The 16,050-nt window shown below is 36.8% G+C and carries 15 protein-coding genes; 6 read left to right on the top strand and 9 right to left on the bottom strand.

Annotated elements, in window-relative coordinates; genetic code table 11:
• The first annotated feature begins 476 nt into the window (after positions 1-476).
• The 3 genes from FFM71_RS07615 (at position 477) to FFM71_RS07605 (ending at position 3,294) form a co-directional block, all read left to right on the top strand.
• Positions 477-1,397, top strand: a complete 921-nt coding sequence (locus FFM71_RS07615) for an aldo/keto reductase (RefSeq protein WP_137611579.1) — start codon at positions 477-479, stop codon at positions 1,395-1,397.
• Between the two features lie 136 nt (positions 1,398-1,533).
• A complete protein-coding gene (locus FFM71_RS07610) occupies positions 1,534-2,175 on the top strand; it encodes an FMN-dependent NADH-azoreductase (RefSeq protein ID WP_137611578.1) in 642 nt (213 codons plus the stop codon).
• Positions 2,176-2,433: 258 nt separating this feature from the next.
• Positions 2,434-3,294, top strand: coding sequence for an NFACT RNA binding domain-containing protein (locus FFM71_RS07605; protein WP_137611577.1), 861 nt, complete (start codon positions 2,434-2,436; stop codon positions 3,292-3,294).
• A gap of 359 nt (positions 3,295-3,653) precedes the next feature.
• On the opposite strand, the gene FFM71_RS07600 is transcribed toward FFM71_RS07605, so the two are convergent.
• The 3 genes from FFM71_RS07600 to FFM71_RS07590 form a co-directional block, all read right to left on the bottom strand.
• Complete coding sequence (locus tag FFM71_RS07600) at positions 3,654-5,330, bottom strand: glycoside hydrolase family 13 protein (protein WP_137611576.1); 1,677 nt, start codon at positions 5,328-5,330, stop codon at positions 3,654-3,656.
• 180 nt (positions 5,331-5,510) lie between these two features.
• Positions 5,511-6,272: a YibE/F family protein gene (locus tag FFM71_RS07595; RefSeq protein ID WP_137611575.1), complete on the bottom strand. Its 762-nt coding sequence runs from the start codon at positions 6,270-6,272 to the stop codon at positions 5,511-5,513.
• Positions 6,272-7,348 carry a YibE/F family protein gene (locus FFM71_RS07590; protein ID WP_137611574.1) on the bottom strand — a complete coding sequence of 359 codons (1,077 nt, stop codon included), beginning with the start codon at positions 7,346-7,348 and terminating at the stop codon, positions 6,272-6,274. Before FFM71_RS07590 ends, FFM71_RS07595 begins: the two co-directional genes overlap by 1 nt.
• A gap of 379 nt (positions 7,349-7,727) precedes the next feature.
• On the opposite strand from FFM71_RS07590, the gene trpX reads away from it, so the two are divergent.
• The 3 genes from trpX to FFM71_RS07575 are packed head-to-tail and all read left to right on the top strand — an operon-like array spanning position 7,728 to position 10,368.
• A complete protein-coding gene (trpX, locus tag FFM71_RS07585) occupies positions 7,728-8,735 on the top strand; it encodes a tryptophan ABC transporter substrate-binding protein (RefSeq protein ID WP_137611573.1) in 1,008 nt (335 codons plus the stop codon).
• Positions 8,732-9,622: an ABC transporter permease gene (locus FFM71_RS07580; RefSeq protein WP_137611572.1), complete on the top strand. Its 891-nt coding sequence runs from the start codon at positions 8,732-8,734 to the stop codon at positions 9,620-9,622. The genes trpX and FFM71_RS07580 overlap by 4 nt, the downstream gene beginning before the upstream one ends.
• Complete coding sequence (locus FFM71_RS07575) at positions 9,619-10,368, top strand: ABC transporter ATP-binding protein (RefSeq protein ID WP_137611571.1); 750 nt, start codon at positions 9,619-9,621, stop codon at positions 10,366-10,368. Before FFM71_RS07580 ends, FFM71_RS07575 begins: the two co-directional genes overlap by 4 nt.
• 51 nt (positions 10,369-10,419) lie before the next feature.
• Here FFM71_RS07575 and FFM71_RS07570 read toward each other — a convergent pair whose 3' ends face one another.
• The 6 genes from FFM71_RS07570 to FFM71_RS07545 form a co-directional block, all read right to left on the bottom strand.
• Entirely contained in the window at positions 10,420-11,460 is a 1,041-nt protein-coding gene (locus FFM71_RS07570) for a hypothetical protein (protein ID WP_137611570.1), read from the bottom strand.
• A gap of 349 nt (positions 11,461-11,809) precedes the next feature.
• Positions 11,810-12,934, bottom strand: coding sequence for an SLAP domain-containing protein (locus tag FFM71_RS07565; protein ID WP_137611569.1), 1,125 nt, complete (start codon positions 12,932-12,934; stop codon positions 11,810-11,812).
• 212 nt (positions 12,935-13,146) lie between these two features.
• On the bottom strand, positions 13,147-13,467 hold the full coding sequence (locus FFM71_RS07560; RefSeq protein WP_137611568.1) for a metal-sulfur cluster assembly factor: 321 nt from the start codon (positions 13,465-13,467) through the stop codon (positions 13,147-13,149).
• Between the two features lie 28 nt (positions 13,468-13,495).
• Entirely contained in the window at positions 13,496-13,762 is a 267-nt protein-coding gene (locus FFM71_RS07555; RefSeq protein ID WP_506256162.1) for a sterol carrier protein domain-containing protein, read from the bottom strand.
• 10 nt (positions 13,763-13,772) lie between these two features.
• Positions 13,773-14,579: a GNAT family N-acetyltransferase gene (locus FFM71_RS07550; protein WP_171000507.1), complete on the bottom strand. Its 807-nt coding sequence runs from the start codon at positions 14,577-14,579 to the stop codon at positions 13,773-13,775.
• 88 nt (positions 14,580-14,667) lie between these two features.
• Positions 14,668-16,038 (bottom strand): family 4 glycosyl hydrolase, encoded by a 1,371-nt coding sequence (locus FFM71_RS07545; RefSeq protein ID WP_137611565.1) that lies wholly within the window; start codon positions 16,036-16,038, stop codon positions 14,668-14,670.
• Between the last annotated feature and the right edge of the window lie 12 nt (positions 16,039-16,050).

Here is a 16,050-nt window from a genome sequence, read left to right as displayed (position 1 = left end):
TTTGCAAGATTTTGGCTTTTTTCAAAAGGTATACATATTGTAAGCGCAATCTTTTAGGTTGACTTCTACCGACTGGCACACAATAATTAAAGTGTTACGCATGGTGCTAGTTGATAATTAATTACAAATATTCGCTTCAATTATATTTTCCAAATTAAAATTTAAAACGGGCTGGATATAAAATAATTGAGCTTTTCTATACTCAATTTATGAACAATTAACTAGTCGGAAGAGCTGGAAAATATTTGTGTGCCGTGGAAGTGATATAAGGACGGGAGATTGATTCTCCCGTTCTTATATCACCGGGCGTGTTTGGAGACTTGACGACCTATGTCAAGGCTTCAAACCGAGGTTCGAGACAGTAATTTTGGCTCGAACCGTTCCGCACAGCTAGTGAAAAATTTCCAGCTCTGTAGACGGCATATATAACTAGCACCACAGGTAAGTGTTATTAAAAAATATTGGAGGCTTATTTTATGAAACAACTTTATCTTGGTGACACAAATTGGCAGGTATCATCAGTTGCACTGGGCATCATGCGCATGAACAGTCTAACTCCAGAACAAGCTGCTAAAAGCTTAGATGTCGCCGTTGATAGTGGTATCAATTATATCGACTCGGCCGACATTTATGGTGGTGGCGATTCCGAAAAGGTCTTTGGTGCCGCACTAAAACAAAGTAGCGTTAACCGTGACGATATTTATATCCAATCAAAAGGTGGCATTGTTTCTGGTGAAAGATATGACTTTTCTAAGCAACATTTAATTGATGCTGTCGACGGATCTTTGAAACGCATGGGAATCGACTATCTAGACTCCTTCCTACTACACCGTCCCGATCCATTGATGGAACCTGAAGAAGTTGCTGAAGCCTTCGACGACTTACAAAAATCTGGTAAGGTTCGTCACTTCGGTGTTTCTAACTTTAACCCACAACAATATCTCCTCGTTCAGGAAGCTGTTGACCAACGATTAATGATCAATCAACTCCAATTTAGCATTATGCACACTGGTATGATTGACCTAGGAATGCATACAAACATGACTGATACACGTTCAATCAACCATGATGGCGGAATTCTTGAATTTTCAAGACGTATGGGTGTAACTATTCAGGCCTGGTCACCATTCCAATATGGTATGTTTGCCGGAACATTCATCAATAACGACAAGTTCCCAGAATTAAACGAAATTTTACAAAAGTTAGCTGACAAATATAATGTAAGCAAGAATGCTATCGCTGCTGCTTGGATTCTCAGACATCCTGCTAAGATTCAAGTTGTTATCGGTACAATGAACCCTGAACATATCGCTGACAGTGCCAAAGGTGGCGACGTCGAATTGACTAAACAAGAATGGTACGACGTATACTTTGCTGCAGGCAATGATTTACCTTAGATCCCGTCTTCAATATCCAATTTTCTCGTTTCATCTTACAGCAAGTAAAAAAACAAAAAACTCATATATTTATGGGTTTGTTTTTTTATTCAGATATATAATATAAGTAAATTTGTAGAAAGGGGATTTCCTTAATATGCCAAAAATACTCGTAATTTATGCGCACCCCGAAACTGCCAAGGGTTCTTCAACACATGAATTATACAAACACTTTATCAGTTCATATATTGCCAAAAATCCAGATGATGAAATCATTGTCCACAATATCTCGGAATATATGCCTTTCAAATTGAACAAAATCGCGATTTCAATCTACAATAAGAATCTTGCCAAAAGTAAACTGAATCCCGATGAAGAACGTTTCAACGAGTCACGTCAAAAATGGATTAATGAATTCATTAACGCTGATAAATATGTTTTTGTAAATCCAATGTATAACCTCTTTATCCCTGCCGAAATGAAGAGATACATTGACTTAATTATGCAAGCTGGTCAAACTTTTCACTATAATCATGATGGTTTATCAATCGGTGACCTACATGGTAAGAAAGCTATCCACTTACAATCTTGTGGTGGTAACTATCACAATGATCACATTCAAAACGATTCGATGATTTATGATTTAGGCGACCAATATTTACAAACGATGCTCCACATGATGGGCATCGATGATTACTCAGGAGTTTTTGCGGAAGGTATGGACAAAGATCCAATACACGCTATCGAAATTTTGGATCATGCATATGCTAAAGCAGAATTAGCTGGAAAAGAGTTCTAGTCAAATAGAGCTCTTTTTTTGATGCTATCTAAAGTTTGAGAATTTAACATAGCCCCAGTTGTTACAGGCCCAGAGTCCATTTATTTAAATAATTGGGAGTTTTCGTTTTATTATTCATTCTATTAAAAAAAATAATTGGAAGAGCTGCGAGTATTCAATTGCTGAAAATGAATACTCGCAGCTCTAGAAACGGCATATTTAACTAAGCTTTCAACCTTCAGATGTTATAATTAAAGCATTAGGAATTGAGGCTCAAAAATGTCAACTGAACAAAAATCTACTGCTACTGAAGTTATCGAGGCTATGGCCTGGCAAATCGACCACACAAAAAAACAAATCACTTCATTAAAGAAAGCTATCAACAAAATCGGTGATGCCGAAATTCTCCAAGTTAAAGGCACCCTATTAAAAACTTACGTCAAACAAATTGATGGTCAAAAAGGCTATGTAGTTTTACCAGATTATAGCCACCCTAATCAGGACATCACAATTTACTTGGACATTAATAAGTCAGTTATGGAAAACGCTGAGGAATACTTCCATCAATACCATCGTGATAAACGTGGACTTGAGACAATCAAAAATAATTTATCTAACGCCGAATCAGCTTTGGACAAAGAATTGCAACGTCAACACTCATTCGATGCAGAAGATGAAGAACAGGCAAAATTAGTCAGGCAACAATTAATTGCTGAAGACGCTATCAAGACCAAAGTTTTACATTCATCAAAAGCTCCTGAACCAGCCCATCCTCGTCGTTTCTATACTACCGATAATGTTTTAGTTGAAGTTGGCAAGAGCAGTGTCCAAAATGATCATTTAACTCTGACTGCCAGAAAAGATTACTATTGGATGCATGTCAGTGAATTAGCTGGCTCCCACGTGGTTATTCACAGCACTGAACCAAGTGAACAAACTTTGCTTGAGGCTGCCAGCTTAGCTGCTTATTACAGTAAGGGCCGTGGTCTAAAGCAAGTTCCAGTCGATGTTTTGAAAGTTCGTCAGTTGCATAAGCCAAAAGGTGCAAAACCAGGATTAGTCTTGTTTACTGGTAAAGCCGACACCTTGACGGTTTATCCTGATGGAGAAATGGCTGAAAAGTTAGCCGAAAAAAAATAGGAAATTCCCAATTGGGAGTTTCCTATTTTTATCTGCAAATTACTCTTTTACTGAAGGTTGAAAGGCGAAAAATTGATCTGACGATTGCTATTACCGACCTAGAGCCACTTTATTTAAATACTCATAAACCTTCATTTTATTGTTCCAGCTATTAAAAAAATAAACTAGTTGGAGGAGCTGAGAGTATTCATTTGCAGCGAAAGTGGCGTTATTGCTTTAGCAATTACACCACCGGGCGTGTTGGAGACTCGCGGGTTTTGCGAGGCTTCAACCGAGGTTCGAGACCGCTTCCCAGGCTCGGGCCGTTCCGCGCAGCAATTGAATACTCTCAGCTCTGGAAACGGCATACTTAACTAACACTACACGTTAAATAGATAAACTTTACTTTCATAAGGACGAATTTCCATATCCAAATCATCACCATAATTACCAATCAACAGCTTACCTTTCGACTGACCATAATCTCTCGTCACTGTTTCTTTGGTAAAGTTACTGATTACCAGCAAAGTTTCATCGTTATAACGGCGTTTATAAGCAAATACTTGCTCATCCTCGGGATCCAACAATTCGTAATCACCATAAATAATCAAATCACTGTTATGACGAAGTTCAATTAATTTCTTGTAGTAACTAAAAATTGAATCTCCGTCTTCAATTTGACTACGAGCATTGATCTTACCAAAGTTAGGGTTTAAATCAAACCATGGTTTGCCACTGGTAAAACCGGAATTCTTATTCTTGTCCCACTGCATTGGTGTTCGGGCATTATCACGAGAATGAATTGACAAATACTTCAACATTGAATCTTTATCAACAATCTTCTCATCATCAACGAATTCATGATAGGCATTCAATGATTCCAAGTCTTCATATTGTGAAAGTTTCGTATAGTGAACATTCGTCATGCCCAATTCTTCGCCTTCATAGACATAAGGAGTTCCTTGCATCATGTGGAGTGTTGTCCCCAACATTTTGGCTGCACGAACACGATATTTAGGATCATCGGTCGCAAATCTAGAAACAGCTCGAGGCTGATCGTGATTATTCCAATACAAACTATTCCAGCCTTTACCATTGAGTTCAGTTTCCCATTTACTCAAAGAACGCTTCAAATCAACTAATTTAACTGGCTCATCATACCATTTACCCAAACGTTTATCAGGATTGCCTGAAAGTCCAACATGATCAAATTGGAAGACCATGTTCAATTCATGAGAATCCAATCCAGTATATTTAATCGCATCTTCCGGCGTTGAATCAGGCATTTCACCCACCGTCATAACGTCATATTTCGACAAAACCTTTTGATTCATTTCTTGTAAAAATTCATTCAAACGTGGACCATCAGCGACCACCTTACCAACATCCGCATACTTTTCATCGGGAGCCTTCTCACCATCTGGCAAACCTGCTGGTTTAGAAATCAAGTTGATAACATCCATTCGGAATCCATCGACACCCTTATCAAGCCAGAAACGCATAACATTCCAAACTTCATCACGTACCTTGGGATTTTCCCAATTCAAGTCAGGTTGTCCATCAGCGAAGAGATGTAAATAATATTGACCTGTCGTCTTATCAAATTTCCAAGTTGATCCGTTAAAGTAAGAACCCCAGTTATTAGGCTCATGTCCATCTACAGGATCGCGCCAAACATAATAATCACGATAAGGATTATCCTTAGACTTCTTACTCTCTTGGAACCACTTATTCTGATCAGACGTGTGATTGACAACCAGATCCATCATAATTTTGAGTCCTAAAACGTGGGCTGTTTGTAACATCTTGTCAAAATCATCCATCGTTCCATACGCAGGTTGAATACTGCGATAATCGCTAATATCATAGCCATTATCTTTGTCAGGTGACTTGTAAATTGGATTTAACCAAATTACATCAGCGCCCAAATCTTTAATATAAGGCAGGCGACTTGTTAATCCTGGTAAATCGCCAATTCCATCACCATTACTATCTTGATAACTACGTGGATAAACTTGATAAACGACTGATTTTTTCCACCAATCACTGTATGCCATTATGTAATCTCCCCTTTTTTTATTAATTGAAGTGTGTCATTTCCAGAGGATGAAAAATCAAATCTTCTTTTTTCAACTTTTAGAAATTAACAAGGATACATTTCCAATCCATATAACATCTATCTTAGGAGGATTACGTAATTATGGCAACGGTTTCAAGAAATCTGTTATCGTTCACATCTACTCACTTGTTTGCTTTTTTATCTTCTTATTGGCCTTCTGATAGACCAGATAAGAAGTTATTGGTACTGTTAAAATAACACCTATTGTACAGATCAGTGTCGTCAAAATTTCAGCAACAACTAATTTATCATTCAACACTTCCGTGAACTTATATCCTAATGAATGAATAACGAAGAATAATGGGAATGTTGAAGCGAAGAAGTTGAATAATAAGGTATTTGTCTGTGTATTGAGAATTTTATTACCTACTGAGAAACCATCATCAAAAATTTCAGATGGTGTCATTGTTGGTTTATTATCAACGATTTCATTCAAACCACTGGTAATTGCGACACTTGTTTCGGAAATAACTCCCAAACTGTTGATAACAATAATAGAAATTGCTAGTTTTGGATACGAAATTCCAGCTGCTAAGGAGAAGCCTTCCAGTTCGTCTTGATTTTCTGCCGCCATCCCTTGAGCACTAGCCCAGTATTCCAAAGGAATCGTAATCAATAAAATTACGACCATTATTAACAACGAAGTTTTGAAAGCTGTGCTGGCAGTATTAGGATTATCGACATTCATATAAATTGCCACAACTAGAATTACAACTGAAATAATGCATGTCGTAATCAAAGCGTTGAATCCATCAGCAATCAGTATCAATAGTGCAATAATTGAGAAAATATTGATTCCTAGTCCAAACAATAATGTAAATCCACGTGTTCCTGTGACCATCAGTAATAAGACAACGAAGGTCAAAAATAAATACAGCATTATTTCACCCTCTTTGTAATTACTTTACTAGCGATAAAACTCGTAACCGGCACGGTCAAAATAATTCCAATCGCGCTGATCAAAAGCTGCGTCAGTCCGAGACTTAGCGTCATTTCAACAGTATAGCCAATTGAATTGCCATTGCTTAAATACAATAAGACAATGTTTAAATTTTCAGCGATCACAATAAATAACAAAATATTGATCAACGGTCCAATCAATTCTCGACCAATATTAATGCCTGATTTGAACAAAGTTGCTTCCTCAACATCAGCCAATTCCTTTTTCATTTCAATCAATGATGAAGAAATATCCATCGTTTCATCGAGTATAACGCCTAAAACACTAAAAATAACTTGTGCAAAGAAAACGCCCTTATAAGGTTGTAATTCAAAATCATTTAGCTCCACATGGACTCCGCCATAGCCTGACATGCTCAATACAAAGACACTTAGTCCCAGTGCCACCGTTGTTGCAATGACTGTACTCGAATACGCCATTAACGCTTGGTATGTCGGTCCCAGAATAACTAATAGAGCCACAGCCGATATTAATAGTGCCGTTATAACGGTTAATGGTAATAGAACACTGTTATGCGTCTTAATAATTATGTTCAAGAATCCATAGAAAATAATGACATTAAGTAAAATACTGATAAATAATTTGCGACGATCGAATTTCATGCAATACATTAAGAAAACGACCAAACCAATGGTGAAAACTAGAGTCGTATCACGTTTTACATTCTTCGGTGTATAGGCGTGACCACTCTTGGTGAGAATAACTTGCTGACCAACTGTATATTTCGTATCGGTCAACTGTGATTGGTAATAAGTATTCTTGAAGGAAACAGTCTTACCTTTATCCTTTGTATTCAGAAATCGTCCTATTACTCGTTGGGTAATCTGAGTATCGGTATTCTTGTACTCGTCGGTTGAAGTACTCTTATCGAGTTGTTTTACTTGTTGCACCTTGATGACTGGATCATGATACATGAAGCTATCAAAGTATGTTAACCCAGTAACAAATGCCACAATTAAACCAACCAACAACAATATCCGTAAATTTTTTTTCATGAAATAGCCTCGCATTTATGCTCTTCTCTACATTATATGTTTTTTCAGAAAATATTTTATACTTTTTTCATTACAAATTTGTAGTTGACAAGATGACCATGTTGAAATATATTTGAGACATCAATTTGTTAGGAGATAACTATTATGAAAACTATTAATTCTCTAAACATCGTGAATGTTCGTTGGCAAAGCCGATAACTCAGACTAATCCGAGATGGATTCAGTCTGAATAGGATTGAATCCGTGTCGGCTTATTAAACTATGATAATTTCAAAGCCCGCATGGAAAAATTTTTTTAAATTTAACCATGTGGGTATTTTATTTTCTAAGACAATCCCACACACTCTGGGATTGTCTTTTTAATTTGGGGGATATTACGATGAAACATACGAGAAGACTTTACGTAACACTAATTGCACTAGCAATGTTCTTAATTTTTGCATACTTTTATACAGGACGCGCAGATAACCAAAAACAAAATGCGATTCCAAAAGTTGGGGTTCTACAATTGATGTCACATCCCGCCTTGGACCAGATCAATAAGGGGATTGACGACACATTGAAGAAAAATAGTTACATTGATGGCAAGAACGTCAAAATTGAATTTCAAAATGCTCAAGGGGATCAAAGTAATCTAAGAACTATCAGTAAACAATTCGTTCAAGATAACGTTGATGTAGCAGTCGGCATTGCCACTCCTTCAGTTCAATCATTAAAGAATGCCACTTCAAAAATTCCAATTGTCATGGGTGCTGTCACTGACCCTGAGGGTGCTGGTATCATCAGCAACAACCAAAAACCTGGTGGCAATATCACTGGTGTTTCTGACCAAGCCCCACTAGAGGCTCAATTGAAACTAATGAAACAAGTCATTCCTGATCTTAAAACTATCGGTATCATTTACACATCCAGCGATGCTTCCGCCACTAGTCAAATGAAAAAGATGGAAACATTAGCCAAGAAACAAGGTATGACCGTTAAAGTTTCCAGCATCAACTCAGTTAACGATATTCAACAAGTCGGTACTGCTTTAGCACAAGGCGTTCAAACAATTTACGTTCCAACTGACAATACGGTTGCTTCTGGTATGAAGTTGCTTTCTTCTATCGCAGCTAAACAAAATATCGCCGTTTTCCCTGCCGCAACTACTATGGTTAAAGATGGCGGACTAGCTACAGTCGGTCTCAGCCAATATGAACTTGGTGAAGAAACTGGAAAACATGTTGTCCGTATCCTTCAACACAAAGAAGATCCCGCTACAACACCAGTTACCTTCATGAAAAAAGGCCACCTAATGTTAAATGAAAAAATGGCTAAGAAGCTTAACATCGAATTCCCAGATTCACTTGTCAAAGAAGCCCAAAAGAAAGGACAGATCATCAAATGAGTTTAATCGTATCTACTATAAGTCAAGGTTTCATCTGGTCAATCATGGCCATTGGATTATTCATCACCTTCCGAATTTTGGACTTTCCTGATATGACCGTTGAAGGAAGTTTCCCATTGGGAGCTGTCACTGCCGTAAGTCTAATTCAAAGTGGTCACTCAACTCTTTATTCACTATTAATTGCCTTTCTCTTTGGTTGTTTAGCCGGATTTGCGACAGCCTTTCTGTATGCTAAACTCAATGTTCCGATTCTACTGGCTGGAATCTTAACAATGACTGCCCTTTACTCGATCAACTTGAGAATTCTGGGAAAAGCCAACATGTCACTTACGAAATCAACTAATATTTTCAACCAATTCGGTTTAGATAAATTACCAACTAATTTTAACGGTATCGTCTTAGGTATCATTATTATTGCCTTAATTATTTTCCTATTAATTATCTTTTTAAATACTGAAAAAGGGCAGGCTGTTATCGCAACTGGTGATAACGAAACCATGGCTGCATCCCTTGGTATCAATACAACTGTGATGAAATTTATCGGTTTGATGGTTTCTAACGGAATCGTCGCATTAACAGGTGGTTTGATTGCCCAACAAAACGGATTCGCCGACGTCAACATGGGTATCGGTGTCATCGTCATCGGACTTTCTGCCATCATTATCGGTGAAGTTATCTACCCTGATGTTCCACTAAGCGTTCGTCTCATGACAATTGTTATTGGTAGTATCGTCTATCGTTTAATTTTGATGATCGTATTACTACTAGGATTCAATACCAACGATTTGAAACTTATTTCAGCTATCATTTTGGCTCTCTGCTTGGCATTACCAACAATTCGAGCACAATTTTTAAAGACTTTGCGAAATGGGGTTAAAACTAAATGAAACCATTACTAGAAATTAAAGATGCCGTTAAGACAATTTATAACGACGATGATAATTTAAATATTTTGAATAATATCAATTTAACAATTAATCCCAAAGACTTCTTAGTTGTCCTCGGAACAAATGGTGCTGGTAAATCAACCTTGTTGGACGCCATTACCGGAACTAATCAATTAACATCCGGTAAAATTTTGTTAAACGGTGATGATATAACTAGCGAAAATCTAGCCAAACGTAGCCGTCACATCAGTCGAGTTTATCAGGATCCAAAATCTGGTACCGCCCCCAGAATGACCGTGGCTGAAAATCTACTGTTGGCTAAAAGACGTGGCTTACCCAGACGTTTAAGATTACGTAAACTAAATGATCATATGGAAGAATTCCAAAAATTAATTTCTAACCTGCCAACTTTGGATAACCGTTTGAATACATTTACTGAAAAGCTCTCAGGTGGTCAAAGACAGACGTTGAGTTTCCTGATGGCAATTATCCAGAAACCTGAGTTATTGTTGTTAGATGAACACACAGCAGCCTTGGATCCACAAACAAGTAAAGACTTGATGGAACTAACCAGTCGAATTATTTTGGAAAAAGAATTAACGTGCATGATGATCACACATGACCTTTCTGATGCTATGAAATATGGCAATCGTTTAATTGTTTTGAAGAAGGGTGAAATTATTTTAGATTTGAATCAGGAAGAAAAAAATAAGTTAACTGAAGCTGACTTGTTGCAATACTTCTAGGGTATAAAAAAAGTCAATCCAGAAATTAATTGGATTGACTTTTTATTTTCGCTATTTATAAACGTCAGTAGCTTTAACCCATTCGTTAGTTGCTACACGGAACATTTTTTCACCGTTGATCGTTGCATATTGATCTGTGTACCACTTTGAATCGCCACTTAAACCACGGTTTGTAATATCTTTACCTTCGATAGTGTAAAGATGTTTGAATTCACCACTGTTTGTTGTAATAATGCCTTCTTCCATAGTTGAAACTGGCTTGTTCTTGGTAACGTTTAGTTTAAGATTCTTGTTGCTGCTCTTATCAAACTTGATATCTGCATCTTTTGCGTTAACAAGTGAGTAACCTTTTGGTGCTGAGATTTTCCTTGTAGAACTTACATTTCCATTTAATTGTTGAAAACCTACTTCATCACCATATTGATCAATGAATGAGATACGTACTCTTTGTGATGCATGACCACCATGTTTTGAAGGTTTTTTAGTTGTAACAACAGTCTGTTTAGAATCTTCAACTTCAATTTTTGCTATATATGCAGCTACTCCATCAATTTTATCCTTAACAATCTCTACACTTTGACCAGATACAAATTTATATCCTGCAGGAGCTTCACCAGCATCTTTTTCAGTTATTTTTGAATCAATTTTTTTATCCTTAAGTACAATTGGCTTAATATTTGCCGCAGGAATATTATCACCTTGTTTATTCACAAAAATAATATGTACATCAATATTTTCTGATTTATCATCTATTTTTTTTACAGTTAAAGTAATGTTATTTTTGTCATCTATTCTTGCTTTCGTTAAATCTGTAATCAATTTGTACGTTTCAGGAATCCCCAAAAGATTTTCTGTAACGACAGTAGCAGAAGATAGGACATTTATCGATCTTTCACCAGTGAATCCACTATCTGTAATTGAATTTCCGGCTTCATCGATATAATTGACAGTAACTGTCTTTTCTTTGTTATTATCGGCACCTCCTGTTAAATTTTGTTCTGCTGCCATAGCAGTAATACTACCAACATTCACACTACCTAAAATACTTGAAAACAATAAACCTGTAATAATTAAACTCTTCCCTAATTTCATCTCTTATTCCTCCGAAAAGAAAATATTCCTTATTTTCAATAAGGTAGGACTAATATATTACATGTAAAATATTCTCGCAATAAATAAATCACATATTTAAATTTAGTTGAGTTTTTTATAAATTTAATAACCATCAATCAATTATATTTAAACCAGTTATTTATATAATTACATAGAATTTTAGTTGTGTAAGCGTCATTTTATCAGATAAATTTAATTTAAAAACGGAGTATTAGATACCAGTGACAAATCATTATGATAATTGTAAATTTTCTTTACTAATTCGATTTGGGGATAAAAAAAAGACCATGAATCATAAATCGATTCACAGTCATTTATCTAAACTAATTTAGGCGATATCTGAAGCCATCATCCATTCGTTAGTTGCAACACGATAATATTTAACATTATTGATTGTTTGCATTTGATCAGTAGCCCATGCTGAGTTTTTACCTAAGCCACGGTTGCTGATTGTTTTACCATTGCCATCATAAAGTGGTGTATAGTCGACGTTCTTTGTTGTAACAGTCTTTCTATCGGCCTTTTCAGCAGTTGAATTCGTATCTGTATTATTGTCTGTTTGTGAAATGACAGTAACTTTGTCAGCTGGAACCCATTCTGTTGTAGCAACTTGATAGTAAGCTTGACCGTTAAGAACTAACTTGTTGGCCGTCTTCCAGTCACTGTTTGGTCCTAATAGACGGCTTGTAATAGCTTTTCCATCAACGGTATACAATGTTGTAGCGACACTACCAACTCGAACTGTGGCAGTGAATGGTGTAATTCCTTCAACATTCTTTGTAACGGCAATAATTTGGGTATTGCCATCGCTTTGAAGTGTTAAATCATTGCTGATAACTGTGTAACCTGCAGGAATTTGGTCCGCAGTTAAAGTTACCTTGTCGCCTGCTTTATCGCCAAATACGGTTGTTCTACCGGCTTCAGTTGAGTCAGAAGTTTTGAAAATCACTGTATTTGAAACTTGCTTTTCAACGGGAACATTGTATTCCTTGCCTGATTCCAAAGTGATTGTCTTGTTGGCATCTTTAGGCCATGAACAACCAGCTGGTAGTGTAGCAATGGTATAAGCATTGCCGTCTCCACCATCAACTGTTTCTGACTTAACCAAGTTACCATTTTGATCAACAAAATTAATTTTTGAAGAAATCATTTGGGTAACTTTTACACCGACAGAACCACCATTAGTTGTAAAGACGGGTGTTTCGCCATCTGCTAATGTGTAACCATCTGGAACTGCTGTAATAGCTGCTCCCTTTGTACCAGTGACACTGTTTGAGGCAACAGAAGCACCTGCTCTGTTGTAATAATTTACTGTATTTGTGACATCTGTATCAGCTTGTGTAACGGCAGCTGCATCATCTGATGCGTGGACTGTTGCGGGTGTAACAATTGTTCCAAGTACCATACCTGAAACCAAAATTCCGCTTAATAGTAATGATGTACTCTTTTTCAAAATAAACCCTCCGTATTCTCTTGTACTCAGTCTTAATATTAGTTTAGTCAAACATATGTTTCAAGAAGATATTAAATTTATTATTATGCCGTTTCCAGAGTTGATAGTATTCAACTGAACGTGGAATAGTCCGCATAGCAGGTGAATATTCTCAGCCTTAGGGAAGGCCCAACTTAACAAAAATTCAAATGACTTAATAACTAACCTACTAATTAAATTCCAAAACCTTCTGGAATTCCTAATGCCACACGAGCATAACGACTCATTTTGCCAATATCCCAAATTGGATACCATACTAATTGAATCTCGCAAGATTTGATACCATCAACTGATTCTGCTGCCTTTTTGATTGAATCATGCAGCATGTCGCTCAAAGGGCAGCCCATTGTTGTCAATGTCATCGTTATAACGGCCTGATTATTCTTTTCAATTGTCACATCATAAATCAATCCTAAATTAACAATATCAATACCAAGTTCTGGATCAATCACTTTCTCCAGGGCTTCTCTAACTTGATCTTTCTTTTCTACCATATTCTATCCTCAATCTTTAATTACTAAATTAGAAAAAGTCCTTCAATTGGGCTTTCTTATGCACAAAAAGTTTATCCAATGTTTCAATTTCATCAGTATTCCCCAAAACGTTGCCTATTTTAAATGAATCCGACAACGATTGATAGCCAAACATGGCCTTAGTTAACGTCTGAATATCAACAATTACTTCCGGAATTTCTTTATCAGATTTTTCTAAACTGACTACGCCGTTTTTTACAGATAGAACCCAGATGTGATTGTTCCAACTCAGAGAATCATTAACCTCCAAATTGATAGGCTCAATATCATGGATTCGTCGAAAAATTATTGATTCGCATATTTGTATCAGTTGAATTGATCTCGATATTTTTATAAATGGAACGATGTTTATTAATGAAATGCATCAATCCTAAAAAGGCATCTGGTGTTTGATAATACATGTCACGCACGATGAAATCGCCGTTATGAAATGTATAACGCATATAACCATGAATTTCATCCGATGCATCATAGTATACTGCCAATAAATCATCTGGGTACCAAAGTGCCAGATTTTTCCACCACCAAGTTTTTCTCATGATAGTTCCTGACGTATTAACATCCGCAAATAATTCTCCAATTATATCTTGCGCTTGATCATATCGATAGCGCTTCAGGTGACCCATCGAAGGTTTAACATAGCGAGCTAATTTCGTAAATGGCAAGGTAATCTGTAAATTTTCAAAAACCTGCTCATATCCAAAACGACGGTAATAATCGTAAGAAAATGGCCCCAAATAAGACAAGGTCGTTCCATTTCGGTACATATCAGTCAACGCCTGCTCCATCAACGTGTCGACACCATTACTTTGCAGATATTCTGGGGCACTCATCACATTGCCAATTCCAGACATCCCAAACTCCTTGCCAAAGAAATTAACTTTAAATGGTACACAAGTAATCGACACTTGCAGCTGCCCATCCTCTTTGATGCCATATACACTTGAGTGATCGAATTCTCGTTTCAGAAATTCTTTTTCAGACTCAGTTTCAGGCTCATCAAATGAATAAAAGAATAAATCCCGATACTGCTCATAATCATTTCTATCTAATAAATATGTTAGTTTTGACAAGTTAATCACCACTTTCTTCAAACAGTCAACTTACCTGTATTATACAGGGTTCAACAAAAAAGCACCCTATTTAAGGATGCCTCAATATCTAAATTCTATTGTCTTCTTCCAAAACCGGTGCTGCATCTTCCTTCAATTCTGGCCAGTAGCCCTTGTTAGCAATAATCATTTCATCAAGCACTAACTTAGCTTTAGCTGCTGAATTAACTGTCTGATTCAAAGTAAAGGCCTGCAATGCTTTCGAATATGAGTGTTCAAAGAAAGCATCCACCAACAATTTTTCCGCGGCGTTTTGCGCTTCCATCAAACCTTTATGGAAATCATTGATGTGGTGACGCATTGCAACTGGCTCAGCACCTAGACGACCAACGTATGCTGGTACTTCAACTACGGCATCTTCACGGAGGTTTGGAATTGCTCCGTAGTTTGGCACAATCAACATGAATCTTCTATGTTCATCATTCAAGATTGATGTTGCCATATCAACGATATATTGTCCATGTTCACCAAAATCGAAGTCAATCACATCATCTGTTGCCCCGGAACGGATTAAGTTTGCAACGTCTTTAGTATGCTTTAACCGTCCGTCCATTACTTGATTAGCACGTGTATAGTTTGGATCAGCGTGGTCAACTACATCGTCTGAATATAAATAATATTCGAGGTAATTATTGGCAATTTGGTCTGGGAAATTAGTTGTGATCTTACTTAACATGTCCCAAGCATCTTGCCACGAATTATCGCCAGAGTTAAATGATGCCACCTTCATTGGTGTGTCCTTTAACTTCTGAATCAATTCTGGCATAACATCTCTTTCCAATTCTTTATCATAGATCGATGTATACCAGCCGAAATGATTCAAGCCATAATATTTTGGAATCCAGTTCTCACGATTGTAACCGTAGTTTCTAGCTATAGTCTCTTCTAATGAAATCGTCATATCACAAGCGTTCAACATTTTAACATTTGGATAAACTCGACGTACAGCTTCAGAAATCAATGTTTCCGGATTAGTGTAATTAAGTATCCAAGCCTGTGGCGAATACTTCTGAATAAAACCAACAATTTCAAGCAGGCCGCCAATTGAACGAAGTCCGTATGCAAATCCACCTAGGCCACAAGTTTCTTGACCAACTAAACCATATTTCAAAGGAATTTTTTCATCCTTTTCTCTCATTTCCATCCCACCAACTCGAATTTGAGAGAAGACGAAATCAACATCAGTAAAAGCTGTTTCGGGATCACTTGTCTGTGTCAATTTCACATCTGGTAAATCGTTATTTTGCAACATATAGTTGATTATTAGGCACATATCGTCATTACGTTCTTTGTCAATATCATAGAGAGTAATGCTTGAGATTGGGAAACGGTCGATATTGTTCAGAACGGCCATGATAATTCCTGGTGTATATGTGCTACCACCACCAGCGATTGTAATATGTAAGTTTTCAGTTTTCATTGTATTTTACCT

The sequence above is a fragment of the Companilactobacillus huachuanensis genome (genome assembly GCF_005404815.1).
Lineage (GTDB): Bacteria > Bacillota > Bacilli > Lactobacillales > Lactobacillaceae > Companilactobacillus > Companilactobacillus huachuanensis.
This window is presented reverse-complemented; position numbering and strand designations above follow the sequence as displayed.

Coding starts and splice junctions, on each gene's coding strand:
- FFM71_RS07615 (WP_137611579.1), top strand. CDS start 477: ATGAAACAACTTTATCTTGGTGACACAAATTGGCAGGTATCATCAGTT.
- FFM71_RS07610 (WP_137611578.1), top strand. CDS start 1,534: ATGCCAAAAATACTCGTAATTTATGCGCACCCCGAAACTGCCAAGGGT.
- FFM71_RS07605 (WP_137611577.1), top strand. CDS start 2,434: ATGTCAACTGAACAAAAATCTACTGCTACTGAAGTTATCGAGGCTATG.
- FFM71_RS07600 (WP_137611576.1), bottom strand. CDS start 5,330: ATGGCATACAGTGATTGGTGGAAAAAATCAGTCGTTTATCAAGTTTAT.
- FFM71_RS07595 (WP_137611575.1), bottom strand. CDS start 6,272: ATGCTGTATTTATTTTTGACCTTCGTTGTCTTATTACTGATGGTCACA.
- FFM71_RS07590 (WP_137611574.1), bottom strand. CDS start 7,348: ATGAAAAAAAATTTACGGATATTGTTGTTGGTTGGTTTAATTGTGGCA.
- trpX (WP_137611573.1), top strand. CDS start 7,728: ATGAAACATACGAGAAGACTTTACGTAACACTAATTGCACTAGCAATG.
- FFM71_RS07580 (WP_137611572.1), top strand. CDS start 8,732: ATGAGTTTAATCGTATCTACTATAAGTCAAGGTTTCATCTGGTCAATC.
- FFM71_RS07575 (WP_137611571.1), top strand. CDS start 9,619: ATGAAACCATTACTAGAAATTAAAGATGCCGTTAAGACAATTTATAAC.
- FFM71_RS07570 (WP_137611570.1), bottom strand. CDS start 11,460: ATGAAATTAGGGAAGAGTTTAATTATTACAGGTTTATTGTTTTCAAGT.
- FFM71_RS07560 (WP_137611568.1), bottom strand. CDS start 13,467: ATGGTAGAAAAGAAAGATCAAGTTAGAGAAGCCCTGGAGAAAGTGATT.
- FFM71_RS07545 (WP_137611565.1), bottom strand. CDS start 16,038: ATGAAAACTGAAAACTTACATATTACAATCGCTGGTGGTGGTAGCACA.